The following is a 23092-nucleotide window of genomic DNA, read 5'->3' on the forward strand; positions in this document are numbered from 1 at the left end:
TGAACATCTTGTCCGGGGGCGGAACATGAACACCATCCTGTGCTACGGCGATTCGCTGACATGGGGGTACGATCCTGCCGGCCCCGGACGCCATTCCTTTGAAGACCGCTGGCCAAGTGCACTTCAGGCCGCTCTGGGCGACCGCGCCCGGGTGATCGCCGAAGGGCTCAATGGCCGCACCACGGTGTTTGACGATTACGCTGCCGGCGCAGACCGCAATGGTTCGCGGGTTCTGCCGACACTTCTGACGAGCCATGCACCTCTTGATCTCGTCATCATCATGCTTGGCACGAACGACATGAAGCCGTTCATCTGTGGCCGCGCCTTCGGTGCGAAACAGGGCATGCAGCGTCTGGTCGACATCGTGCGCAGCCATGACTACCCGATGGGCGATCCGGCTCCGAAAGCGCTCGTCATGGCGCCGCCGCAGGCCTGCGCGACGGATGATCCCGACTTTTCAGTACTGTTCGATAACGCGCGCTCCGAATCGGCAAAGCTCGCCGGTTTATATGAAGCGCTCGCACGGGACATGGATGTCGGCTTCTTCGACGCTGGCCGTGTGGCGCGCACAAGTCCGCTTGACGGCGTTCATCTGGACGCCGACAACACGAGGTTGATCGGTGCGGGAGTCGCGCCGGTCGTTACTGAAATGCTTGGGTTTTAAAGGCGGAAGGATAGACATATGGCCGATACGGCAGGAAATAGAAGCGTACACGCTTCCTGGGGCTGGCTTGCCCTGCTCGGCGCCATTTCACTCATTGGCGGCATTCTGGCATTCGCCAATCCATTCGCGGCCACGATGACCGCTGCAATGCTGGCCGCATGGACCTTCGTCCTGTTTGGCGTGCTGCAGATCGTGCAGGCGTTCAGCGTGCGTGGCTGGGGCGGGTTCCTCTGGGCGCTGCTCATGGGCGTTCTGATGCTCGCAGTGGGCGTTTCCATCATCATGAAACCGGCGGCGGGCATTGTTTCGCTCACGGTTCTGGTGGCGATCATCTTCCTCGTGCTCGGTGTGGTGAAGATCATGTACGCCTTTGCATTCCGCCCGCTTTCGGGCTGGGGATGGGTTCTGTTCTCGGGCCTCGTCTCGCTGGTTCTCGGCGTGATGATCCTGGCGGACATGCCGTGGGCGGCCGCAACCATTCTGGGCATTCTGCTGGCGGTTGAGCTGTTGTCGAACGGCATCTTCCTCCTGCTCATCGCCTTCGGCCTGCGCGGGGCGCAGCGGGCCTGATTTTCTTTCAGGGCGCGGGTCTGCCCCGCGCCCTGAAACAACGATACGACTACAAGGAGAGACCAGCTGTGGCTGAAAACTACGACGTTATCATCATCGGTTCGGGACCGGGCGGCTATGTGACCGCGGTCCGCGCTGCACAGCTTGGCTTGAAAACGGCAATCGTCGAGCGCGAACATCTGGGCGGCATCTGCCTCAACTGGGGCTGCATTCCGACCAAGGCGCTGCTCCGCTCCGCCGAGATCAAGCATTATGCCGAAAACGGCAAGGACTACGGTCTCTCCATCGAGGGCAAGGTGACGGCCGATGTGGACGCCGTCGTCGACCGCTCGCGCAAGGTCTCGCAGCGCCTCAATGGCGGCGTCGGGTTCCTGATGAAGAAGAACAAGATCGACGTGATCTGGGGCGAGGCCAAGCTTTCCAAGCCTGGCGAAGTCGTGGTGTCGGAAACGGCGAAGAAGGCGATGCAGCCGCAGCCGCCCGCGCCGAAGAACACCAAGGGCCCCGGAACCTACAAGGCAAAGCACATCATCGTCGCCACCGGTGCGCGTCCGCGCGTTCTGCCGGGCATCGAGCCTGATGGTCACAGGATCTGGACCTATTTCGAGGCAATGGTTCCCAAGACGATGCCGAAGTCGCTCGTCGTTATGGGCTCCGGCGCAATCGGCATGGAGTTCGCCTCCTTCTACCGCACCATGGGTGCGGAGGTTACGGTGGTCGAGCTGATGCCGCAGATCCTGCCGGTCGAGGATGCGGAAGTTTCCAAATTCGCACAGCGTCAGTTCGAGAAGCAGGGCATCAAGTTCAAGCTTGGCGCAAAGGTTTCCAAGGTCGAGAAGGGCAAGGACGGCGTCACCGCCCATATCGAGACCAAGGACGGAAAGACCGAGACGATCTCCGCCGAGAAGCTGATTTCGGCTGTTGGCGTGCAGGGCAATATTGAAAATCTCGGGCTCGAGGCGCTGGGCGTGAAGACGGATCGCGGCTGCGTTGCCGTGGACGGCTATGGCCGCACCAATGTCGACGGCATCTACGCCATCGGCGACGTGGCAGGCCCGCCCATGCTGGCGCACAAGGCCGAGCATGAAGGCGTGATCTGCATCGAGAAGATCGCCGGCGTGCCGGGCGTTCACGGGCTTGAAAAGGGCCTGATCCCGGGCTGCACCTACTGCCAGCCGCAGGTCGCCTCCGTCGGTCTGACGGAAGCAAAGGCCAAGGAAGCCGGGCGCGACATTCGCGTTGGCCGCTTCCAGTTCGCCGCCAATGGCAAGGCCATTGCGCTTGGCGAGGATCAGGGCTTCATCAAGACCATCTTCGACAAGAAGACGGGCGAGCTTCTGGGCGCACACATGATCGGCGCGGAAGTCACCGAGCTCATTCAGGGCTTTGTCGTCGCAATGAACCTGGAGACGACCGAGGAAGAGCTGATGCACACGGTCTTCCCGCATCCGACCCTGTCGGAGATGATGAAGGAAAGCGTTCTCGACGCCTATGGGCGCACGCTCAACGCTTGAGATCGGGGCTTCTGTGCGGTCTGGTGATGCTGCCTGACCGCCAAATGCTCGAAAAGGGCTGAAAAGCCCCTGTTTCCCCCGCGACAAGTGGACTATATGCGGGGGAACGCAACGAGGATCGGGATGATGGGCGAAAGCCACGGCCTCATGGGAATACCTGGTATGGGAATGTCAGGTGTCGGCTTTTTCGGACTGCTCGTGATCGGTTTTCTGGCCGGTTACGTGGCTGAAAAGACCATGAACCGCGAGCATGGCTTTCTCACCAATATCCTGGTCGGCATAGCCGGCGCTTTTGTCGGCGGGACGATTGCCGGTATTGCCGGCATCTCGTTCTATGGTTTTTTTGGCAATCTGGTGGTCGCCATTCTTGGCGCGATCCTGATCCTCTGGATATTCGGTCGTTCGGCCCCGCGCCGCACGCGATAGGACAAACATGGTCACCATTCTCGATACCGTCACCGACAAGCCGCGCCCGCGGCATCCCGAAAAGGCACACCGCCCCGATCAGGACGTGATGCGCAAGCCGAAATGGATTCGCGTCAAGGCGCCGACCTCTCAGGGCTATATGGAAACCCGCGAGATCGTGAAGTCGAACAAGCTCGTGACCGTGTGTGAAGAGGCCGGCTGCCCGAATATCGGCGAATGCTGGGACAAGAAGCACGCCACGTTCATGATCCTCGGCGAGATCTGCACGCGCGCCTGCGCCTTCTGTAACGTCGCAACCGGCATTCCCGGTCCCGTGGACATCAACGAGCCCGACAATGTCGCCAAGGCCGTTCGCGAGATGGGGCTGAAGCATGTCGTCATCACCTCGGTCGACCGTGACGATCTGGCCGATGGCGGCGCGCAGCACTTTGCCGATGTGATCGGCGCAATCCGCGCGGCTTCGCCCGAAACGACCATCGAGATCCTGACGCCCGACTTCCTGCGCAAGGACGGCGCTCTTGAAGTCGTCGTCGCGGCAAAGCCCGACGTCTTCAACCACAATCTGGAAACCGTTCCGGGCAATTATCTCAAGGTTCGCCCCGGCGCGCGCTATTTCCACTCGCTGCGTCTTCTCCAGCAGGTCAAGGAACTTGATCCCGGCATGTTCACCAAGTCGGGCATCATGGTCGGCCTTGGCGAAGAGCGTAACGAAGTGCTGCAGCTCATGGACGATCTGCGTTCGGCCAATGTCGACTTCATGACCATTGGCCAGTATCTGCAGCCGACGCGCAAGCACCATCCGGTGAAGAAGTTCGTCACGCCGGAGGAGTTCAAGTCCTACGAGACCGTGGCCTACACGAAGGGCTTCCTGATGGTTTCCTCGAGCCCGCTCACGCGCTCGTCGCACCATGCAGGTGAAGACTTCGCAAAGCTGCGGGCGGCGCGCGAGGCGCGTCTTGAAGGCGCTGGTGCTGCTGCGAACTGATGCCGAAATTCGAGACCGTGCGCCGCGTGGCGCACACAGCCGAGGACATGTTCGCGCTCGTCGCGGATGTGGAGAAATATCCTGAATTCGTGCCCATGTGCGAAGCGCTCAGCGTGCGCACGCGCAAGGAACGCGATGGCGTGACGCTGCTCGTGGCCGACATGACCGTCGGCTACAAGGCGCTGCGGGAGACATTCACCAGCCAGGTAACGCTGAAACCCGACGATGCGGCAATCGACGTGCGCTATGTGGACGGCCCGTTTCGCTTCCTCAAGAACGAATGGCGCTTCGAGCCGGCCGGCGAGGGCGCGTGCGAAATTCATTTCTTCATCGAATATGAGTTCAAGAGCCGGATGCTCGGCGCGGTGATGGGCGCGATGTTCGACCGCGCCTTCCGCATGTTCTCCGAGGCGTTCGAGCGCCGTGCGGATGTGATCTACGGCGTGAGCGCCTGAATTCAGCCTTCCTGAAGGGCTGACAGAACCATGTCGAGCGCGGTCTCGACGGTCGCAGCGCGCACACCGGCGCGGTCGCGGTCTTCAAAGACATGGGACTGCGCCACGGGCGCGCGGCCCTTCATCGCCAGTCCGAACCAGACAAGTCCAACCGGTTTCTCATCCGACCCGCCATCCGGGCCGGCAATGCCGGTGACGGCGACCGTCACGCCGGCGCGTGAGTGGGCAAGCGCGCCCTGAGCCATTTCCAGCGCGGTTTCCTGCGAGACAGCGCCATGGGCGGCCAGCGTTTCTGGCGAAACGCCGAGCATCTCCATCTTGGCTTCATTGGAATAGGTGACGAAGCCACGGTCGACGACCGAGGAGGAGCCGGCAATGTCGGTCAGGGCGGCTGCGATCATGCCGCCGGTGCAGGATTCGGCCGTGGCGAGCATGATGCCGCGTGCGTTGCAGGCGGCAAGAACAGCGCGGGCGCGTGTCTCGAAACCGCTCATCCCGGCACCTCGCCGGGATAGATCACGCTTGCCGTGGCGATCGACGCAATGCCTTCTTCGCGCCCGACAAAACCCATCTTCTCATTGGTGGTGGCCTTTATGGAAATGCGGTGCGGCGCGATGTTCAGCATGCCGGCAAGGGCTGCCGTCATGCTCTCGCGATGCGGACCGATTTTGGGCGCTTCGCAGACAATCGTGACATCGACATTGGCGATGCGTCCGCCTGCCTCGCGCACCATGGCGGCTGCGTGTTCGAGGAAGATGTGCGAGGCGGCGCCCTTCCATTGCGGGTCGGAGGGCGGAAAATGCGTCCCGATATCGCCAGCGCCGCAGGTGGCCAGAAGCGCGTCGGTCAGTGCGTGCAGGCCCACATCGGCATCCGAATGGCCGGAGAGGCGCTTGTGATGCGGAATGGCGACGCCGCAAAGCACGACCGCATCGCCATCGGCAAAGGTGTGCACGTCATAGCCATTGCCGGTGCGCACATCCGGGAAGACGCTCGGGCGGGTCAGGCGTTCGTCTGCAAGCGCGATGTCGCGCGCCCAGGTGAGCTTGATGTTGTCGACGGAGCCCGCAACGAGCCGAACCGGGATTTTCGCCCATTCGGCAATGGAGGCGTCGTCGGTGAAATCCTCACGCCCCAGCTTGTGGGCGCGCTCATGGGCTGCCGCGATGAGTGCGAAGGGAAAGCCCTGCGGCGTCTGCGCGGCATGCAGGTCGTGGCGCGGCACCGTCTCGGCAATGTTGCCGGCGGGGCCTGCGCGCTTGATCGTGTCGGCCACGGGCAGGGATGGCAGCGCGCCGCGACCATCTTCCACCGCCGCAATGATCCGGTCGATCAGCTCGCGGTCGATGAAGGGGCGCACGCCGTCATGGATGAGAACCGTCTGCGGAGACGGATCGTAAAGCGCAAGCAGCGCCAGCCGGGTGGAGGCCTGGCGGGAATGGCCGCCATGGATGGCGATGACGCGATCATCGGTCAGGCCGGCAGTGGCCTCGGCGAACAGCGCTTCGTCGTCCGGGTGGATCGCCACCACCACGCGCCCGATGCGCGGATCGGTGAGGAAGGTTTCCAGCGTGTGACGCAGCACCGGCTTGCCGCCGATCTGGCGATATTGCTTCGGTCCTTCGACGGACTGCCCCGCGCGCTCGCCGCGTCCTGCGGCGACGATGACGGCGGCGACCTCACCGGTCCTGCGGGCCGTCAGGCTATCGGATTGTGTCATCTGCTTGTCCATAGCGCAGACGCATAATAATACATGCCGCGAAAGGCCAGCCGAATTTGCAGGCGATTGCGCAGATGCGAAAACGCAGTTGCGGGATCGGGTAAAAACTGGCTAAATAATAAGCACAATCAGAGGGTGCTTTAAATTTGTGCATCTCATCAGCCGCGTTTTTGTCCACGCCACTCTCGGTCGGATCGGTTTCGATTCGCAACCGCGTGTTTCTGGCGCCCATGTCCGGGGTTACCGACCTGGCGTTTCGCGCACGCGCCTATGACCATGGCGCGGGGCTGGTCGTCTCTGAAATGGTGGCGAGCGGCGAGCTTGCGCGCGGCAAGGCTGAATCGGCCCGCCGCCTGCGCCGTCCGGATGTGGACGTGCACATGGTGCAGCTTGCCGGACGCGAGGCGCGCTGGATGGCGGAAGGCGCACGCATCGCCGAAGAGCGCGGCGCAGACGTGATCGACATCAATATGGGCTGCCCGGCCAAGAAGGTGACGGGCGGCTATTCCGGTTCGGCGCTGATGCGCGAACCCGATCATGCGCTGAGCCTGATCGAGGCTGTCGTGGGCGCTGTTCAGGTGCCGGTCACGGTGAAGATGCGGCTTGGCTGGGACGACAATGCGCTGAACGCGCCGGAGATTGCGCGCCGCGCCGAGGAGGCGGGCGTGGCCATGGTGACGGTGCACGGGCGCACGCGCTGCCAGTTCTACAAGGGCAGGGCCGACTGGAAGGCGATTTCGGCGGTGAAGGAAGCCGTCACGATCCCGGTGGTGGCCAATGGCGACGTGACATCGGCGGAAGATGCAGCAGGCATGCTTGCCGCTTCGGGCGCTGACGCGGTGATGGTCGGGCGCGCGCATTACGGCGCGCCATGGATCGCAGGTGCTGTTGCCTCCAATGCAGAGCGCCGCCCGGAGAACCTCGCCGACTATGTGATCGACCATTACGAGGCGATGCTCTCGCTTTATGGCGCGGATCACGGCACACGGCACGCCCGCAAGCATCTCGGCTGGTACATGGACCGGCACATCACCGAGGTTTCCCCCGAAACGCGCAGGGCGATCATGACGGGGAACGATCACAGAGAGGTCAGCCGGCTCCTGCGCGACCTGTTTCGCAGACAAGAGGATCAACTGGCCGCATGAATGACAGGGGTGAACGCGCACGTATGGAAACCGGCCCGGCCAGTCTGCTCTTGAACACGTTGCGCCACCCTGTGGTGATGATCGACCGGGATGGCTTCATCGCCGAGGTGAATGCGGAGGCCGAGGATTTCTTCCGCTCCGGCGCGTCCATTCTTGCCCGAAGCCGCCTGTCGGATTTCGTGCCCTTCGGAAGCCCGCTGATCGCGCTTGTCGAACAGGTGCGCGAGCAGCGCGTGGCGATCAACGAATACCGTGTCGACATCTCGTCACCGCGCCTTGGGCCGGAGCGGCTGGTGGATATTCACGCAGCCCCGGTTTCGGAAGTGCCCGGCGCCGTTGCGCTTCTCCTGCAGGAGCGCTCCATGGCCGACAAGATCGACCGGCAGATGGTGCATCGCGGCGCGGCGCGTTCGGTGACCGGGCTGGCAGCCATGCTGGCGCATGAAATCAAGAACCCGCTTTCGGGCATTCGCGGCGCGGCGCAATTGCTCGAACACGCCGTTTCGGATGAAGACCGGGCGCTGACGCGCCTCATCACCGAGGAGACCGACCGGATCGTGGCGCTGGTCGACCGTATGGAAGTGTTTTCCGACGAACGCCCGGTGGAGCGCGATCCGATCAACATCCATCTGGTGCTTGATCACGTCAAAGCCGTCGCCAAGAGCGGTTTTGCGCGCAAAGTCAGTATTTTGGAGGATTACGATCCGTCGCTGCCGCCGGTCTGGGCCAATCGCGACCAGCTGATCCAGGTCTTTCTCAATCTGGTCAAGAACGCAGCTGAAGCCATTGCCGATCAGGATGACGGCGAGATCCGGCTGACAACGGCGTTTCGTCCGGGCATCCGGCTTTCGGTTCCAGGCTCGCCGGATCGCGTGGCGCTTCCGCTGGAATTTTGCGTCTACGACAACGGGCCGGGCATCCCCGAGGATCTGCGGCAGATCATCTTCGATCCCTTCGTCACCTCCAAGCAAAACGGGTCTGGCCTCGGGCTTGCGCTGGTCGCCAAGATCGTGGGCGCGCATGGCGGGGTGATCGAATGCGAATCTTCCGGCCAGCGTGGAACCGTGTTTCGCATCCTGATGCCGGCCTGGCGCGAGGCGCGCCATCCGGCCCCCCGGCCAAACCCTGTGAAGACTGAAATGGAGGGCAGGTCATGACCGGTTCCAGCATTCTCGTGGCCGATGACGACGCGGCCATCCGCACCGTGCTCAATCAGGCGCTGTCGCGCGCCGGCCACGATGTGCGCGTCACCTCGAACGTAGAGACGCTCTGGCGCTGGGTTTCGGGCGGCGAGGGCGATCTGGTCATCACCGATGTGGTGATGCCCGATGGCAATGCGTTCGACCTTCTGCCCCGCATCAAGAAGGTGCGACCCGATCTGCCGGTGATCGCCATGAGCGCGCAGAACACGTTCATGACCGCGATACGCGCCTCCGAAGTCGGGGCCTATGACTATCTGCCCAAACCCTTCGATCTGACCGAACTGGTGAACATTGTCGGGCGTGCGCTGTCGGAACCCAAGGCAAGCCAGAAGGAGCTTGCCGGCGCGGATGCGCCCGAGACGCTGCCGCTGATCGGCAGATCGGCGGCGATGCAGGAAATCTACCGGCTGCTTGCGCGCATGATGCAGACCGATTTGACGGTGATGATCAGCGGCGAGTCGGGCACCGGCAAGGAACTCGTGGCCCGCGCGCTTCACGAATATGGCCGTCGCCGCAAAGGACCGTTTGTCGCCATCAACATGGCCGCCATCCCGCGCGATCTGATCGAATCGGAGCTTTTCGGTCACGAGAAGGGGGCGTTCACGGGCGCGCAGGCGCGTTCCTTTGGCCGGTTCGAGCAGGCAGAAGGCGGCACGCTGTTTCTCGACGAAATCGGCGACATGCCGATGGAAGCGCAGACGCGCCTCCTGCGCGTGTTGCAGCAGGGCGAATACACGACCGTTGGCGGGCGCACGCCGATCCGCACCGATGTGCGCATCGTCGCCGCCACCAACAAGGATCCGCGCACGCTGATCGATCAGGGCCTGTTCCGGGAAGACCTTTTCTATCGGCTGAACGTCGTGCCGCTGCGGCTGCCGCCGCTGCGCGAACGGGCGGAAGACATCCCGGATCTGGTGCGCCACTTCTTCGCCCGCGCCGAGCAGGAGGGGCTGCAGGCCAAGCGAATCAGCAATGACGGGCTCAACCGGCTGAAGAGCTATCGCTGGCCCGGCAATGTGCGTGAGCTTGAAAACCTCGTGCGCAGACTGGCCGCGCTCTACCCACAGGACGAAATTTCGGCCGAAGTGATTGAGCAGGAGCTGCGCGCGGCAGGCGCTTTGCGCGGCAACCAGTCGGAGCCTCTGCCCGAGGAAACCACGCTGTCCCAGGCCGTCGAGCAGCATTTGCAGCGCTATTTCGCAACATTCGGTGACCAGCTGCCGCCGGCAGGTCTCTACCAGCGGGTGCTGGCTGAAGTGGAGCAACCGCTTCTGATTGCGGCGCTGACCGCGACGGGCGGCAACCAGTTGAAGGCCGCAGACCTTCTCGGCGTCAACCGGAACACCTTACGCAAGAAGATCCGCGAATATGGCGTGAACATCTATCGCGGCGCGAACTGAAGCAAGTCCGCCCGCACGCCGTTTCAGGCCAGCCCTGACTTCCCGGCACGATCCCCAGTCTGCCCCAGCAATGCCGCATTGTTAGGAAATGCAACTGTTGCCAGATGGTTACAGTCGTTGCATATGTGCAACAACTAAACGCTATGCTGGAAAACGGAAGCGGGAGTGATGGTCAGCTTGTCCGAGAGTTCGCCGATGGAGCCTTTGGCTGCGGCTGCGCCCGTGAGGCGCGGGCGAACGGCTGCTTTCTATATCGGTATGACGGCGGCGATCGGCGCTGTCGTGACGGCAGGCATTTCCTTCACCGTTCTGCTTGGCCTTACCCCGATCACGCCTGATGCGACCACGACGATCCTTCTGATCGCGATCAATCTTGGCTTCATTCTGCTCCTTTTCGGCCTGATCCTCATGGAAGGCTGGCGTATCTACAAATCCCGCAAGGGACGGCGGGCGGCTTCTCGTCTGCATGTGCGCATCGTCGCCATGTTCTCGCTCGTGGCGGCGATCCCGGCCATTCTGGTGGCGGTTGTCGCATCGGTGACGCTGGATCTGGGGCTTGATCGATGGTTCGAACTCAGAACCAAGGTCATCGTCTACTCGTCTCTTTCGATTGCCGATGCCTATGTGCAGCAGAATGCCCGCAGCCTGCAGGGCACGACGGAGAGCATGGGGGTGCGGCTCGATCAGGCGCGCACGCTCTACAATCTGGACCGCTATGGTTTCCGCGATTTCCTGACCCGTCAGGCGATGCTGCGCGGTCTGGCCGTTGCCGAACTCGTGCGCGAGGACGGCTCGGTAATCATCGGCGCGCAGATGCCGGAAGAGATTCCATTGCCGCGTCCAAACGAGAACGCCATCGAGGTCGCCAACAGCTCGCAGATCGCTTTCAACGAGATCGGCGGCACGAACCTTGTGACGGCCGTCTACAAGCTGCAGGAGATTCCGGACGCCTATCTCTACACAGGCGCATTGCTTGATCCCGAAGTCCTGAAGGCGCGCCAGATCGTGCGCACGAATACGGATGAGTACCGATCACTCGAGGGCAATCGCGGCAACACGCAGATCGCCTTCGCACTGCTCTATCTGGTCGTGACGCTTGCCATCGTGCTGGCGGCCATCTGGACCGGTATCGCGGTCGCCGACCGTCTGGTGCGACCGATCCGCCAGCTCATCAGTGCGGCGGGCGCCGTTTCGACCGGCAATCTCGACGTCTCCGTGCCGGTGCGCAGTTCCGATGGCGATGTCGGGCTTCTGGGCGATACGTTCAACCAGATGACCCAGCAGCTGAAATCGCAGCGCGATGAGCTCATCACCGCAAGGGACGTCATCGACGAGCGCCGCCGGTTCACCGAGGCCGTGCTTTCGGGCGTCAGCGCCGGGGTTATCGGCGTGGAAGCCGATGGTTCGGTCGCCATGGTCAATCGCTCCGCCGAGGCGATGCTCGACATTTCAGCCGATGACGCGGTCAACAAGAACCTCTCCATGGTGCTGCCCCATGTGGGCCGCATCTTCGAGATGGGCCGCAAGTCCGGTCGCGCCGTCTATCGCGAGCAGGCCACCTTCTTCCGTGGCGGCGTGGAACGCACCTTCAACATACAGATCACCACGGAGGAGGGCGTCAACGAGGATGACGAGCATTCCTATGTGGTCACGGTGGATGACATCACCGATCTGATGCAGGCGCAGCGCTCCATGGCGTGGGCCGATGTTGCCCGCCGCATTGCGCATGAAATCAAGAACCCGCTGACGCCGATCCAGCTTTCAGCCGAGCGTATTCGCCGCCGCTTCGGCAAGGTGATCGAGCAGGATCGCGAGATTTTCGATCAGTGCACCGACACGATCATTCGCCAGGTGGGTGATATCGGGCGCATGGTGGATGAGTTCTCGGCCTTTGCACGCATGCCAAAGCCTGACATCCAGCTTCTCGATCTGCGCGAGCCGCTGCGCGAGGCTTCCTTCCTTGTGGAGGTGGCGCGCAACGAGATCACCTTTGAACGGCAGATTTCCGACACGCCGCTGATGGGCCGTTTCGACGCGCGCCTCCTGGGGCAGGCATTCGGCAACATCATCAAGAACGCTGCCGAAGCCATCGACGCAGCCGAGCGTCAGAACGGCCAGCCGGGCGCAATCCGCATCGCGGCGCGCATGAATGGCCGGTTCATCCAGATCGAGGTTATCGATAATGGCAAGGGCCTGCCGCGCGAGAACAGGCAGCGGCTGCTCGAGCCCTACATGACCACACGCGAGAAGGGCACGGGCCTCGGCCTCGCCATCGTGAAAAAGATCATCGAGGACCATGGCGGCCGCCTGGAACTCCACGACGCGCCAGACGATTTCCACGGCGGAGGTGGCGCCATGATCCGCATCATACTTCCTGCTGCCGGAGACGCCGGTAGCGCTGCTGAGACGACAAGAAGGTAGAAAATGGCTTCCGATATTCTGATCGTAGACGACGAGGAAGACATCCGCGAACTCGTTGCTGGCATTCTCAGTGACGAGGGCCATGAAACGCGCACCGCTTTCGACAGCGACAGCGCGCTTGCCTCCATCGCCGAGCGCGTGCCGCGCCTCATCCTGCTCGACATCTGGCTTCAGGGCTCCAAGCTCGACGGGCTTGCGCTTCTGGACAAGATCAAGGAACTGCATCCGCACGTTCCGGTGGTGATGATTTCCGGGCACGGCACTATTGAGACGGCCGTTTCGGCGATCAAGCGCGGCGCTTATGATTTCATCGAAAAGCCGTTCAAGACGGATCGCATGATCCTCATCTGCGAGCGCGCACTGGAGATCTCCAAGCTGAAGCGCGAGATGAGTGACCTGAAGAAGCGCAGCGGCGCATCCTTCGATCTCGTGGGTGAATCGGCGGCGCTGAACAATCTGCGCCAGACCATTGAGCGTGTCGCGCCCTCCAACAGCCGCATCATGCTGACCGGACCTTCCGGCTCCGGCAAGGAACTCGTCGCCCGCGCCATTCATGCGGCCTCGCCGCGCAATGGCGGACCGTTCGTAACGCTGAACGCCGCTGCGATCACGCCCGAGCGCATGGAAATCGAGCTTTTCGGCACCGAATCCAATGGCGGCGAGCGCAAGGTCGGCGCGCTCGAGGAGGCCCATGGCGGTGTTCTCTATCTGGATGAAGTGGCCGACATGCCGCTTGGCACGCAGAGCAAGATCCTGCGTGTGCTCGTGGATCAGCAGTTTGAGCGGGTTGGCGGAACGCGTCGCGTGAAGGTCGATGTGCGCATCATTTCCTCCACCGCGCAGAACGTCGAATCGTTGATCGCCGAGGGGCGGTTCCGCGAGGATCTGTTACACCGGCTGGCCGTGGTTCCGGTTGGCGTTCCGCCACTTGCGGAGCGGCGCGAGGACATTCCGCTTCTGGTCGATCACTTCATGCAGCAGATCGGCGAACAGGCCGGCATCAAGCCGCGTCCGCTCGGCAATGACGCCATGGCGGTTCTGCAGGCCCATAACTGGCCGGGCAATGTGCGCCAGCTGCGCAACAACATCGAACGCCTGATGATCCTGACGCGTGGCGATGGGCCGGACACGCCGATCACCGCCGATCTTCTGCCGTCCGAAATCGGCGATGTGATGCCGCGCCTGCCGACGCAGTCCGACCAGCACATCATGGCGCTGCCGCTGCGCGAGGCGCGCGAAATGTTCGAAAAGGAGTATCTGCTGGCGCAGATCAACCGCTTCGGCGGCAACATTTCGCGCACGGCGGAATTCGTCGGCATGGAGCGCTCCGCGCTGCACCGCAAGCTGAAGTCGCTCGGCGTCTGATCCGCCAGGCCGCATCCATCTCGATGGACGAGGTTTTCACGCGCCCCGAAAAGCGCTAGAGCAGTGACCCTGCAGACCGAAAGAGGTCTGCGCGAATGCAGGGAATACGTGATGAAGGTCATTATTTGCGGGGCAGGCCAGGTTGGCTTCGGTATCGCAGAGCGGTTGGCCGCCGAGCAAAACGATGTTTCCGTGATCGATACCTCGCCGGAGCTGATCCGCGCGGTTCGCGACACGCTTGATGTGCGTGGTTTCGTCGGCCATGGGGCGCATCCCGACGTTCTGGCGTCGGCCGGCGCCAGCGAAGCCGACATGATCATTGCGGTCACGCTGTTTGATGAAGTGAACATGGTCGCCTGTCAGGTGGCGCATTCGCTCTTCAACGTGCCGACCAAGATCGCGCGCATTCGCTCGCAGTCCTATCTCCAGACGCACTATATGGACCTGTTCTCGCGGGACCATCTGCCCATCGACGTGATCATCTCGCCGGAAGTCGAGGTGGGTGAGATGGTGATGCGCCGCATCGCGCTGCCGGGTGCGACGGATGTGGTGAGCTTTGCCGATGACAAGGTCTCCATGGTCGCCATCGAGTGTCTTGAGGAATGCCCGGTCATCAACACGCCGCTGGCGCAGCTCACCGAACTGTTTCCGGATCTGCCGGCGACCGTGGTTGGCGTGTCGCGTGAGGGAAAGCTCTTCATTCCCCATTCCGGCGACCAGCTGATGGCCGGCGATCTTGCCTATGTGGTCACCACCAAGGATCAGGTGCGCCGCACGCTCGGCCTGTTTGGCCATGAAGAGCGCGAAGCGACCCGCATCGTCATCGCCGGTGGCGGCAATATCGGCCTCTATGTCTCGCGCGCGATGGAAAAGAAGCAAAGCCGCACCAAGGTCAAGGTGATCGAGAACACGCGCGAACGCGCCGTGGCGCTCGCCGACAAGCTGCGCCGCACTGTGGTGCTGCATGGCAGCGCGCTCGACCAGAAACTGCTTCTGGAAGCTGACATCCAGCATGCCGACCTGATGGTGGCGCTGACCAATGACGATCAGGTCAACATCCTGTCGAGCGTGATCGCCAAGCGGCTCGGTTGCCGCTCCAATCTCGTTCTGATCAACAACCCGACCTATCACGACTTTGCCAAGACGCTGGGCATCGACGCCCATGTGAACCCGCGCTCGGTGACCATCTCGAAGGTGCTGCAGCATGTGCGGCGCGGCCGCATCCGCGCTGTCCACAACATTCAGCGGGGCGCTGCCGAAGTCATCGAGGCCGAGGCGCTGGAAACCTCGCCGCTGGTCGGACCGCCGCTCAGCGAAGTGGAGTTTCCCGATGGCATGCGCATTGGCGCAGTCTATCGCGACGGCGCGGTCATCAAGCCGAGCGGTTCGCTCAAAATCAAGCCGAAGGACCGGGTCGTGATTTTCGCGCTGGAAAGCGCGGTGCGCCAGGTGGAACAGATGTTCCGCGTCAGCCTGGAGTTTTTCTGAGTCGCTTGAAAAATCCGCCGCACGGCGGCAAAACACTGTCTGCCTTTTCGCGCCGCCCGGGGCCTGGCGGTTGCATCCACCCAGAATGGAGAACTCGACATGCCACGCATTGCTTATGTGAACGGGCGTTATGCGAATCACAACGACGCCATGGTTCATGTGGAGGATCGCGGCTATCAGCTTGGCGATGGCGTGTACGAGGTCTGCGAGATTTCCCGAGGCTTCATCATCGACATGGAGGGCCATCTCGACCGGCTCGACCGGTCGCTGCGCGAGCTTCGCATGGACTGGCCGATCGAGCGCAAGGCGCTTGAGTTCGTCATGCGCGAGGTCATCCGCCGCAATCATGTCCACAACGGCATGGTCTATCTTCAGGTCACGCGCGGCGTCGCACCGCGTGATCATGCGTTCCCGACCACGCCGGTGCGGTCCGCACTGGTGGTCACCGCCAAGCGCATGGACCCGAAGGCCGCGGCGAAGAAGGCCGAAAAGGGCATGACGGTCATCACCGTACCGGACAATCGCTGGGAACGCGTGGACATCAAGACCATCGGTCTTCTGCCCAACGTCCTTGCGCGCCAGACGGCGGTGGATTCGGGCGCACAGGAAGCCTGGTTCGTCGATCCCGATGGAACCGTGAAGGAGGGCGCTTCCACAAATGCCTGGATTGTCACGGCGGATGGCTCTCTGGTGACGCGGCCTGCCGATTTCGGCATCCTGCGCGGCATCACGCGGGCAACCGTCATGAAGGTCGCCGACAGTCTCGGCCTCAAGGTGGAAGAGCGCCCGTTCTCCGTGGAAGAAGCGCAGAATGCCCGCGAGGCGTTCGTGACCAGCGCCACGAGCGTGGTCATGCCGGTCGTGAACATTGACGGCAAGCCTGTGGCGAATGGTCATCCGGGCACGGTTGCAACTTCTTTGCGCGAGGCATTTTTTGAGATTGCGGAAAAAAGTCCTAGCTGTTAACCAACGCGCATGGTGGTAGCGGCTCAGCACGACCGAAAAATACTGGCATCAATTATTCATGTAACTTCTGTCGCGGAGTTTCTTGACAGAGGCATGTGATATTTGCGCTACTGGCTGCATAAAGTGCAGCGAATGGGTGAAAGACCAAAAAATGGCGGAACGATCTCAAAACCTACAGGACCTGTTCCTGAACACCGTTCGCAAGAGCAAGAACCCTCTGACGATCTTTCTCATCAACGGTGTCAAGCTGACAGGCATTGTCACTTCATTTGATAATTTCTGCGTGCTTTTGCGCCGCGATGGCCATTCGCAGCTTGTCTACAAGCATGCGATTTCGACGATTATGCCGAGCCAGCCCGTGCAGCTTTATGACGCCGAGGAAAACAATCGGGATTCCTGATTGGACGACACAGAAAACTCCGCTGACGGAAAGCGAGAAGACGAAGGGCTGACAACGCAGCCTTTCGCTACACGCGCTCTTGTCATCACTCCGGTTCTGACCAACGAACGCCGTTCTGCCGAAGGCAGCGCGGCTTCTGCGCGTGCGCCTGAAGCACGGCATGAAGAGGCGGTCGGACTGGCCGAGGCCATCGATCTCGATATCGTTTCCGCCGATATCGTCACGGTCAACACGCCGCGCCCCGCAACGCTGCTCGGAACGGGCAAGCTCGACGAGATCGCCGAGCGCGTCCACGATCTGGAGGCGGAAGTGGTGATCATCGATCATCCGCTCACGCCGGTTCAGCAGCGCAATCTCGAAAAGGCGCTGAAGGCGAAGGTGCTCGACCGCACCGGCCTTATTCTGGAAATTTTCGGACGCCGCGCACGCACGAAGGAAGGGCGGCTTCAGGTCGATCTCGCCCATCTGGAATATCAGCGCGGACGCCTCGTGCGCAGCTGGACGCACCTTGAACGCCAGCGCGGCGGCGGCGGCTTTATGGGCGGCCCCGGTGAAACCCAGATCGAGGCCGACAGACGTCAGCTTCAGGAGCGCATCACAAGGCTCAAGAAAGAGCTGGAGCATGTGCGCCGCACGCGCGATCTGCACCGCTCGAAGCGCCGCAAGGTGCCGTTCCCGATCGTGGCCATTGTCGGTTACACCAATGCGGGAAAGTCGACCCTGTTCAACCGCCTGACCGGCGCGAGCGTGATGGCCGAAGACATGCTCTTCGCCACGCTTGATCCGACATTGCGGCGCGTCACGCTTCCGCACGGCACGATCATCATTCTTTCCGATACGGTGGGCTTCATCTCGGACCTGCCGACGCATCTCGTCGCCGCGTTCCGCGCAACGCTCGAAGAAGTGGTCGAGGCCGATCTCGTCGTGCATCTGCGCGACATTTCCGACCCCGACACCACGGCTCAGGCAACCGATGTGGCCGCAATCCTCGGCGATCTGGGCGTTGACGCCTCGGACCGCACACGGGTTCTGGAAGTGTGGAACAAGGTCGACAATCTGGACGCCGAACAGCGCCGCGCGCTGCTCGAAGGCATGCGCGCAAGCGATGCGCCGCTCGCCATTTCCGCCATAACGGGTGAGGGCGTTCCCGAACTGCTCGACCTGATCGAAGAGCATATCTCGGGTGCTGTCGCGCCGATGACGGTCGATCTCGCCCCGCATCAGATGTCGCTGATTGACTGGATCTATCGCAATGGCGATGTGACCGGGCGCACGGACAATGACGATGGCAGCATCACGCTGACCGTGCGCGTGACGCAGACCGCGCGCGCTGAAATCCAGGAGCGTCTTGCCGGCGGCAGGTAAAGCTGCCGGCAGCCACGCCTATTTCGCTTCGGTCTTGGCCCGCTGCCAGAGCGTTTCCATCTCTTCGAGGCCGGATTCGTCGAGCGAACGGCCGGCCTTTTTGAGTTCACGCTCCACAAAGTCGAACCGCCGCCGGAATTTGTCATTCGTGCCGGCAAGGGCGGCCTCGGGATCATGGCCAAGGTGCCGGCCCAGATTGACCACGGCGAACAGAAGGTCGCCATATTCCTCGGCCGCATGGGCGTCGTCGCCCTCGGCAAGCGCTTCGCGCAATTCGCCGATCTCTTCCTCGATCTTGTCGAGAACCGGCCCGGCTTCGCCCCAGTCGAACCCGACGCGCGCAGCGCGTGACTGCAGCTTGTGGGCGCGCATGAGCGCGGGCAGGGCGCGCGGCACCTCGTCCAGATAGGCGATTGTCTCGTCGGGGGCGCCGCTCTGCAGGCGGCGGGCAAGGCGTTCAGCCTTTTCCTGCGCCTTGATCTCGTCCCACATGCCCTTGGCCATGCCGCGGCCGCGGGCCTCGGCGTCGCCGAACACATGGGGGTGGCGGCGAATCATCTTTGTCGTGATCGCTTCCACCACATCACCGAAATCGAATTGCTGATCCTCTTCGGCAATGCGGGCATGGAAAACCACCTGCAGAAGCAGGTCGCCCAGTTCGTCGCGCAGATCGTCGATGTCGCCGCGCTCGATCGCGTCGGCAACCTCATAGGCCTCTTCAATCGTATAGGGCGCGATGGTTGAGAAATCCTGCTCCACATCCCAGGGGCAACCCGTTTCCGGATTGCGCAGGGCGCGCATGATTTCAAGCAGTCTGGCGATGTCCTTGGACGGTTGCATCCGGCCTGTTCCTTTCTGCTCTGTCACGCCTGAATCAGCCAATGGTGCGCTCGAGAAGGCCGAGCCAGTTGCGCCAGGCGATCTTTTCGACCAGTTCGCGCCCGTAGCCATGGGCTTCCATTGCGTTCAGCAGATTGGGCAGGCCGGCTGCATCGCCAATCGCCTGCGGCATCAGCGCGCCGTCGAAATCGGAGCCGAACGCCACGCCGTCCTCGCCGAGCGCCTCAAGCAGCGCATCCAGATGGCGCAGCATCACTTCGAGATCGGTGTCCGCGTTGGACTGGCCGTCGGGGCGCAGGAAACCGGCCGCGAAATTGAGGCCGACCAGACCGCCCGTCTCGCGAATGGCGTCGAGCTGCCAGGCGGTGAGATTGCGCGACTGCTCGCTGATGGCGTGGACATTGGAATGGCTTGCAACCAGCGGCGCATCGCTGATGGCCTGCACATCGCGAAAACCCTTCTCGTTCAGGTGCGACAGGTCGACCATCATCTTGAGCGTATTGCACTTGCGCACCAGAGCCTTGCCGGCATCGGTGAGCCCGTCGCCAATGTCGGGCGAGGAGGGGAAGCGGAACGGCACGCCGTGACCGAAAATGTTGGACCGGCTCCACACCGGGCCGATGGAGCGCAGGCCTGCGCCATAAAGAATGTCGATCAGGTCGAGATCGGGGCCGATCGCCTCCGCACCCTCGATGTGAAACACCGCCGCGAGCGCGCCGACAGCCATGGCGCTGCGAATATCGCCGGAGGTCCGGCACACGGCAAAGCGTCCCTGCGCGGCGCGTTCAAGCCGCATCAGAATGGCGGCCATGGCGAGCGTCGAGCTCAGCGCGTCGGCCTGCGAGAGCTGCGGAAACGCGCCGTCTTCCGGACGGATACGCTTTCCGTTCGGTCCGCGCTCGGCAATCGGCGGCGGGAAGATGGCGAAGAGGCCGCCGGCAAGTCCGCCCTTGCGGGCGCGCGGCAGGTCGATATGGCCTTCGGTCGTTCCGTCCAGAAAGGACTGCTCGGCATTGGACTGGCCACTTTCATAGAGGCGCAGGAGCGCATCGTTGTGACCGTCGAAAACGGGAATGATATCTGATGGCATGAATGACTTCGCTTCTTGATCCGGCCGACCCGACTGGTCTGCACGCGTCCTTTCTAGGCAAGCGCGCAGCAGGACGCAAATCCCGCGAAAGCGCATGGCCGAAATGCGCGAGGCATGCAGCTATGGGTGCGGCGGGGCAAACGGTCGAGCCTGGCGAGAAACCGGTTCGCAGCGTGCGGAATAAGTTGACGCGCGACGGGGCCGGACTGTACAAGCGCCCGGAAAGTTCCGGAGGGATGGCCGAGCGGTTGAAGGCACCGGTCTTGAAAACCGGCAGGCGGGTGACCGTCTCGTGGGTTCGAATCCCACTCCCTCCGCCAACCTTACCTGCATTCTCCCAAATACCGTTGACCGCCGCGAGCCACCGCATTGTACGGAACGGTTGCAGATTTCTCTGTGTATGTCTGTTTCAAAACCTGCATAAACTGGAGCATCGACTTGCGGTTCTGCGCGTGGCAATGCTTGCCGAAGGGTGAAGAAGCGACCGCCTGTCGAAACGAGGTTTCGCGAAACAGGGGAAGAGTGCGGGAAATCTGAATCACATGCGCGAAACGCAGCCCCTATTTCGCCGCCTCTTTCCTGCGGCCATTGCGACATCCATCTTCGCGGCGCTGGCCCATGCGGTTTTCGTGGGAATAGCGGCCCGTTCGATTGGTCTGGAACTCGCCTACATCGCTGCCGTGACTTTCGTTGTGGCGCTGGTTGTTGCGCTGGTGGGCGGGGCGGTTCTGCTCGCCATTGTTGCAGCGCTCAAGCTGAGACCAGTCTCGTCGCTGCTGCTGTTTCTGATCGTCATTCAGGCCATTGCGATCAGGCTGGAGATGTATCTCTTTGAAGGCAGTTTCAGCGATATATCCTGGCAGTATGGCCTCATATCCGTCCCGGCTTCTGTGATCGCGTGGCATCAATCCGTCTATTGCGCATACAGGGAACGCTAAGGGTGCCTCTAATATACCGCGACACAGCGGCCCAAGCTTCCAGCACGCAGAGTCCCCAAAGTTATGCTATCCGTCAGCGCAGCAAGCGAACCCAGCCCCATTCCACACGGAGCCCAACCATGGAAACCCAGCAACTGCATCGTGGCCGGCTCATTGACCACATCCAGCTCGTCGTGCGCGATCTTGAGGCAAGCCACGCCTTTTACGCGGCCGTTCTGGAGGTGCTCGACATTCCGATCATCGGCACGAATGCCGATTTCTTCTTCGCTGACGAACTGGTGGTGTCTTCGGCGGACAGCCCCGCAGCGCTCGGCGTGTTGACGGGGCGTCATCACCTGGCTTTTCAGGCCAGGGACCGCGCCATGGTGGATGCCTGCTATCAGGCCGCGATGGCGCATGGCGGACGCGACAACGGTGCGCCCGGCGAAAGGACGTATCATCCCGGCTACTACGCCGCATTCGTGCTCGATCCGGATGGCAACAACATCGAATTCGTGTTCCACGGCGAGGCAGAGCGCAGTGCGCCATCGGTGGTGATCGAATTCTAGTTCTGCGCTGGCTCACCGCGCGACGCGGCGATTCGAATGTGCCCCGAAACCGTGCCCGCACAGCAGATCGGCGTTGCCGGATGCACGCGGGGTTTACATTTGAAACCGTGTCAGTCTAATAACACACGCAATGGTAGTAAGGTTTTGGCAAAAATTCGAAATTCTGCCGTTTTGCTGCCATAAATGATTTACAACTTGCTAATGCATTTCAGCTAGGGGTGCGGAGGGCATCCTGAGTTGTAGAAACCGGAACGCCTTGTTTCGGCATTTTTTGACGAGTGGGGATATCTCGCGACCATGAACGGGATTTCGATGTCCGGGGGAGACGCGGACGCATGAGCATTCAGATTGTTGTGCACCGCATTGCGGTTCGCCGCCTGTCGTCCGCCATTGCCTTTGCAGCCTGTGCCGCATTGCTTTCGGCGTGCTCGTCCACGACCCCCAAGGTCGCTGTCAACAAAACCAAGTCCAAGGAATATTTCGCCGAGTCCGAATACGGCGTTCAGGCAAGCCCGCGCGTTTCCATGAAAAGCTCCAACCTGAAGCGCGGCGGTGGCCGCCGCCAGGTGGGCAAGCCCTATCAGATCAAGGGCAAGTGGTATCATCCCAAGGAAGACCCCGACTATGAAAAGGTCGGCGCGGCTTCCTGGTATGGCGACGCCTTTCATGGCCGGCTCACGGCCAATGGCGAAACCTATGACATGACGCATCTTTCTGCGGCGCATCCGACCATGCCGCTGCCCAGCTATGCGCGCGTCACCAATGTCGACAATGGCAGCTCCGTTCTGGTCCGCGTCAATGATCGCGGTCCCTTCGCGCACAACCGCATTATCGATCTGTCGAAGCGTGCGGCCCAGCTGCTCGATTACCAGAGCGCCGGCGTGGCAAAGGTGAAGGTCGAATATGTCGGCCCGGCGCCGCTCGAAGGACGCGACGACGAATATCTCATGGCGTCCTACCGCCCGGGCGGCGCAGCACCCGATCCATCCGACGGTCTGCCGACCGGCGTGATGATTGCAATGAACGGCTCCACGCCGACGGCGACGCTTCCAGGCGTCAAGGCGCGCGACGCTTTTGCGAGCCAGCCGGGCCTGACGCCGCCGCAGCCGATTGCCGCGTCTTCCAGCTCCTTCACCCTGCCAACCTCCGGTCCGCTGGTTCCCGACCGCCCGGATTCACTGCCGATGGACGGCGTCGAGCGTGACGTGGCGTTCCTCTCTTATGCCGATCAGCGCGTGAGCGCGGCTGCTGGCGCGTTTGACAATGTGCTGCGCAGCGATCTGCAGTCGCAGGACGTGGCGCGCTGGTGGCGGCAGAAGCAGCCCGGCGCAGCCGGGCAGGGCGCTTCGGACGAGCTGGCCTTCGTGAATGTCGGCACCTGGCAGTCTGAGGCCGAGGCCAAGGCGCAGGCAGAGAAGCTCGCGGGCTTCGGTCAGCTGAAGCTCGAAACCGTTTCGGATGATGCCGGCACGTTCTACTATACGCTCGCCGTCACGCCGCAGGATCAGAGCTCCATCGACCGGGTGCTGCAGGCCGCCTGGAATGCAGGCGCAGCCGACGCTTTCATCGTCCGCTGAGTGATCGGGGCGC

The 23092-nt window shown here is 62.2% G+C and carries 22 protein-coding genes and 1 tRNA gene; 19 read left to right on the forward strand and 4 right to left on the reverse strand.

From position 1 onward, the window contains the following. Window positions 1–25: 25 nt before the first annotated feature. The 6 genes from DEJ54_RS14330 (at window position 26) to DEJ54_RS14355 (ending at window position 4614) form a co-directional block, all read left to right on the forward strand. On the forward strand, window positions 26–664 hold the full coding sequence (locus DEJ54_RS14330; protein ID WP_113155169.1) for an SGNH/GDSL hydrolase family protein: 639 nt from the start codon (window positions 26–28) through the stop codon (window positions 662–664). An 18-nt stretch (window positions 665–682) separates the two neighbouring features. Further along, on the forward strand, window positions 683–1234 hold the full coding sequence (locus DEJ54_RS14335) for an HdeD family acid-resistance protein (protein WP_113155170.1): 552 nt from the start codon (window positions 683–685) through the stop codon (window positions 1232–1234). A 68-nt stretch (window positions 1235–1302) separates the two neighbouring features. After that, a complete protein-coding gene (gene lpdA, locus DEJ54_RS14340) occupies window positions 1303–2748 on the forward strand; it encodes a dihydrolipoyl dehydrogenase (protein WP_113155171.1) in 1446 nt (481 codons plus the stop codon). Window positions 2749–2874: 126 nt separating this feature from the next. Then, a complete protein-coding gene (locus DEJ54_RS14345) occupies window positions 2875–3174 on the forward strand; it encodes a GlsB/YeaQ/YmgE family stress response membrane protein (RefSeq protein WP_113156296.1) in 300 nt (99 codons plus the stop codon). A gap of 7 nt (window positions 3175–3181) precedes the next feature. Continuing rightward, entirely contained in the window at window positions 3182–4159 is a 978-nt protein-coding gene (gene lipA / locus DEJ54_RS14350) for a lipoyl synthase (protein ID WP_113155172.1), read from the forward strand. Then, complete coding sequence (locus tag DEJ54_RS14355; protein ID WP_113155173.1) at window positions 4159–4614, forward strand: type II toxin-antitoxin system RatA family toxin; 456 nt, start codon at window positions 4159–4161, stop codon at window positions 4612–4614. The genes lipA and DEJ54_RS14355 overlap by 1 nt, the downstream gene beginning before the upstream one ends. A gap of 2 nt (window positions 4615–4616) precedes the next feature. On the opposite strand, the gene DEJ54_RS14360 is transcribed toward DEJ54_RS14355, so the two are convergent. Continuing rightward, window positions 4617–5108, reverse strand: coding sequence for a CinA family protein (locus DEJ54_RS14360; protein WP_113155174.1), 492 nt, complete (start codon window positions 5106–5108; stop codon window positions 4617–4619). Continuing rightward, window positions 5105–6334, reverse strand: coding sequence for a bifunctional 2-C-methyl-D-erythritol 4-phosphate cytidylyltransferase/2-C-methyl-D-erythritol 2,4-cyclodiphosphate synthase (locus tag DEJ54_RS14365; protein ID WP_162742310.1), 1230 nt, complete (start codon window positions 6332–6334; stop codon window positions 5105–5107). Before DEJ54_RS14365 ends, DEJ54_RS14360 begins: the two co-directional genes overlap by 4 nt. A 230-nt stretch (window positions 6335–6564) precedes the next feature. Here DEJ54_RS14365 and dusB point away from each other — a divergent pair, with 230 nt between their 5' ends. From dusB to hflX, 9 genes are all read left to right on the forward strand, one after another. Further along, on the forward strand, window positions 6565–7479 hold the full coding sequence (gene dusB, locus DEJ54_RS14370) for a tRNA dihydrouridine synthase DusB (RefSeq protein ID WP_245447806.1): 915 nt from the start codon (window positions 6565–6567) through the stop codon (window positions 7477–7479). After that, window positions 7476–8636 carry a nitrogen regulation protein NR(II) gene (locus tag DEJ54_RS14375; protein WP_113155177.1) on the forward strand — a complete coding sequence of 387 codons (1161 nt, stop codon included), beginning with the start codon at window positions 7476–7478 and terminating at the stop codon, window positions 8634–8636. Before dusB ends, DEJ54_RS14375 begins: the two co-directional genes overlap by 4 nt. Next, window positions 8633–10081, forward strand: a complete 1449-nt coding sequence (gene ntrC / locus DEJ54_RS14380; protein WP_113155178.1) for a nitrogen regulation protein NR(I) — start codon at window positions 8633–8635, stop codon at window positions 10079–10081. The genes DEJ54_RS14375 and ntrC overlap by 4 nt, the downstream gene beginning before the upstream one ends. Before the next feature lie 168 nt (window positions 10082–10249). Continuing rightward, complete coding sequence (locus DEJ54_RS14385; protein WP_113155179.1) at window positions 10250–12502, forward strand: PAS domain-containing sensor histidine kinase; 2253 nt, start codon at window positions 10250–10252, stop codon at window positions 12500–12502. A 3-nt stretch (window positions 12503–12505) separates the two neighbouring features. After that, a complete protein-coding gene (locus DEJ54_RS14390) occupies window positions 12506–13867 on the forward strand; it encodes a sigma-54 dependent transcriptional regulator (RefSeq protein WP_113155180.1) in 1362 nt (453 codons plus the stop codon). A 111-nt stretch (window positions 13868–13978) separates the two neighbouring features. Beyond that, window positions 13979–15355: a Trk system potassium transporter TrkA gene (gene trkA, locus DEJ54_RS14395; protein ID WP_113156297.1), complete on the forward strand. Its 1377-nt coding sequence runs from the start codon at window positions 13979–13981 to the stop codon at window positions 15353–15355. A 99-nt stretch (window positions 15356–15454) separates the two neighbouring features. Beyond that, window positions 15455–16321, forward strand: coding sequence for a D-amino-acid transaminase (locus tag DEJ54_RS14400; RefSeq protein WP_113155181.1), 867 nt, complete (start codon window positions 15455–15457; stop codon window positions 16319–16321). A gap of 151 nt (window positions 16322–16472) precedes the next feature. Next, entirely contained in the window at window positions 16473–16721 is a 249-nt protein-coding gene (gene hfq / locus DEJ54_RS14405) for an RNA chaperone Hfq (protein WP_113155182.1), read from the forward strand. Continuing rightward, on the forward strand, window positions 16722–18086 hold the full coding sequence (gene hflX, locus DEJ54_RS14410; protein ID WP_113155183.1) for a GTPase HflX: 1365 nt from the start codon (window positions 16722–16724) through the stop codon (window positions 18084–18086). An 18-nt stretch (window positions 18087–18104) separates the two neighbouring features. Here hflX and mazG read toward each other — a convergent pair whose 3' ends face one another. Next, window positions 18105–18926, reverse strand: coding sequence for a nucleoside triphosphate pyrophosphohydrolase (gene mazG, locus DEJ54_RS14415; protein ID WP_113155184.1), 822 nt, complete (start codon window positions 18924–18926; stop codon window positions 18105–18107). 34 nt (window positions 18927–18960) lie between these two features. Continuing rightward, on the reverse strand, window positions 18961–20016 hold the full coding sequence (locus DEJ54_RS14420) for a dipeptidase (protein ID WP_113155185.1): 1056 nt from the start codon (window positions 20014–20016) through the stop codon (window positions 18961–18963). A gap of 230 nt (window positions 20017–20246) precedes the next feature. On the opposite strand from DEJ54_RS14420, the gene DEJ54_RS14425 reads away from it, so the two are divergent. From DEJ54_RS14425 to DEJ54_RS14440, 4 genes are all read left to right on the forward strand, one after another. After that, window positions 20247–20336, forward strand: a tRNA-Ser gene (locus tag DEJ54_RS14425). A 222-nt stretch (window positions 20337–20558) separates the two neighbouring features. Beyond that, entirely contained in the window at window positions 20559–20954 is a 396-nt protein-coding gene (locus DEJ54_RS14430) for a hypothetical protein (RefSeq protein WP_113155186.1), read from the forward strand. A gap of 119 nt (window positions 20955–21073) precedes the next feature. Continuing rightward, entirely contained in the window at window positions 21074–21502 is a 429-nt protein-coding gene (locus DEJ54_RS14435; protein ID WP_113155187.1) for a VOC family protein, read from the forward strand. Between the two features lie 335 nt (window positions 21503–21837). After that, window positions 21838–23079, forward strand: a complete 1242-nt coding sequence (locus tag DEJ54_RS14440; protein ID WP_113155188.1) for a septal ring lytic transglycosylase RlpA family protein — start codon at window positions 21838–21840, stop codon at window positions 23077–23079. Window positions 23080–23092 lie beyond the last annotated feature (13 nt).

This window comes from Nitratireductor sp. OM-1 (assembly GCF_003296175.1).
Classification (GTDB): Bacteria; Pseudomonadota; Alphaproteobacteria; order Rhizobiales; family Rhizobiaceae; genus Nitratireductor; species Nitratireductor aquimarinus.

Coding starts and splice junctions, on each gene's coding strand:
- mazG (WP_113155184.1), bottom strand. CDS start 18,926: ATGCAACCGTCCAAGGACATCGCCAGACTGCTTGAAATCATGCGCGCC.
- DEJ54_RS14355 (WP_113155173.1), top strand. CDS start 4,159: ATGCCGAAATTCGAGACCGTGCGCCGCGTGGCGCACACAGCCGAGGAC.
- DEJ54_RS14375 (WP_113155177.1), top strand. CDS start 7,476: ATGAATGACAGGGGTGAACGCGCACGTATGGAAACCGGCCCGGCCAGT.
- dusB (WP_245447806.1), top strand. CDS start 6,565: ATGTCCGGGGTTACCGACCTGGCGTTTCGCGCACGCGCCTATGACCAT.
- lipA (WP_113155172.1), top strand. CDS start 3,182: ATGGTCACCATTCTCGATACCGTCACCGACAAGCCGCGCCCGCGGCAT.
- DEJ54_RS14400 (WP_113155181.1), top strand. CDS start 15,455: ATGCCACGCATTGCTTATGTGAACGGGCGTTATGCGAATCACAACGAC.
- DEJ54_RS14430 (WP_113155186.1), top strand. CDS start 20,559: ATGCGCGAAACGCAGCCCCTATTTCGCCGCCTCTTTCCTGCGGCCATT.
- DEJ54_RS14345 (WP_113156296.1), top strand. CDS start 2,875: ATGGGCGAAAGCCACGGCCTCATGGGAATACCTGGTATGGGAATGTCA.
- ntrC (WP_113155178.1), top strand. CDS start 8,633: ATGACCGGTTCCAGCATTCTCGTGGCCGATGACGACGCGGCCATCCGC.
- trkA (WP_113156297.1), top strand. CDS start 13,979: ATGAAGGTCATTATTTGCGGGGCAGGCCAGGTTGGCTTCGGTATCGCA.
- DEJ54_RS14360 (WP_113155174.1), bottom strand. CDS start 5,108: ATGAGCGGTTTCGAGACACGCGCCCGCGCTGTTCTTGCCGCCTGCAAC.
- hfq (WP_113155182.1), top strand. CDS start 16,473: ATGGCGGAACGATCTCAAAACCTACAGGACCTGTTCCTGAACACCGTT.
- DEJ54_RS14330 (WP_113155169.1), top strand. CDS start 26: ATGAACACCATCCTGTGCTACGGCGATTCGCTGACATGGGGGTACGAT.
- DEJ54_RS14420 (WP_113155185.1), bottom strand. CDS start 20,016: ATGCCATCAGATATCATTCCCGTTTTCGACGGTCACAACGATGCGCTC.
- DEJ54_RS14335 (WP_113155170.1), top strand. CDS start 683: ATGGCCGATACGGCAGGAAATAGAAGCGTACACGCTTCCTGGGGCTGG.
- DEJ54_RS14440 (WP_113155188.1), top strand. CDS start 21,838: ATGAGCATTCAGATTGTTGTGCACCGCATTGCGGTTCGCCGCCTGTCG.
- DEJ54_RS14365 (WP_162742310.1), bottom strand. CDS start 6,334: ATGACACAATCCGATAGCCTGACGGCCCGCAGGACCGGTGAGGTCGCC.
- DEJ54_RS14385 (WP_113155179.1), top strand. CDS start 10,250: ATGGTCAGCTTGTCCGAGAGTTCGCCGATGGAGCCTTTGGCTGCGGCT.
- DEJ54_RS14390 (WP_113155180.1), top strand. CDS start 12,506: ATGGCTTCCGATATTCTGATCGTAGACGACGAGGAAGACATCCGCGAA.
- DEJ54_RS14435 (WP_113155187.1), top strand. CDS start 21,074: ATGGAAACCCAGCAACTGCATCGTGGCCGGCTCATTGACCACATCCAG.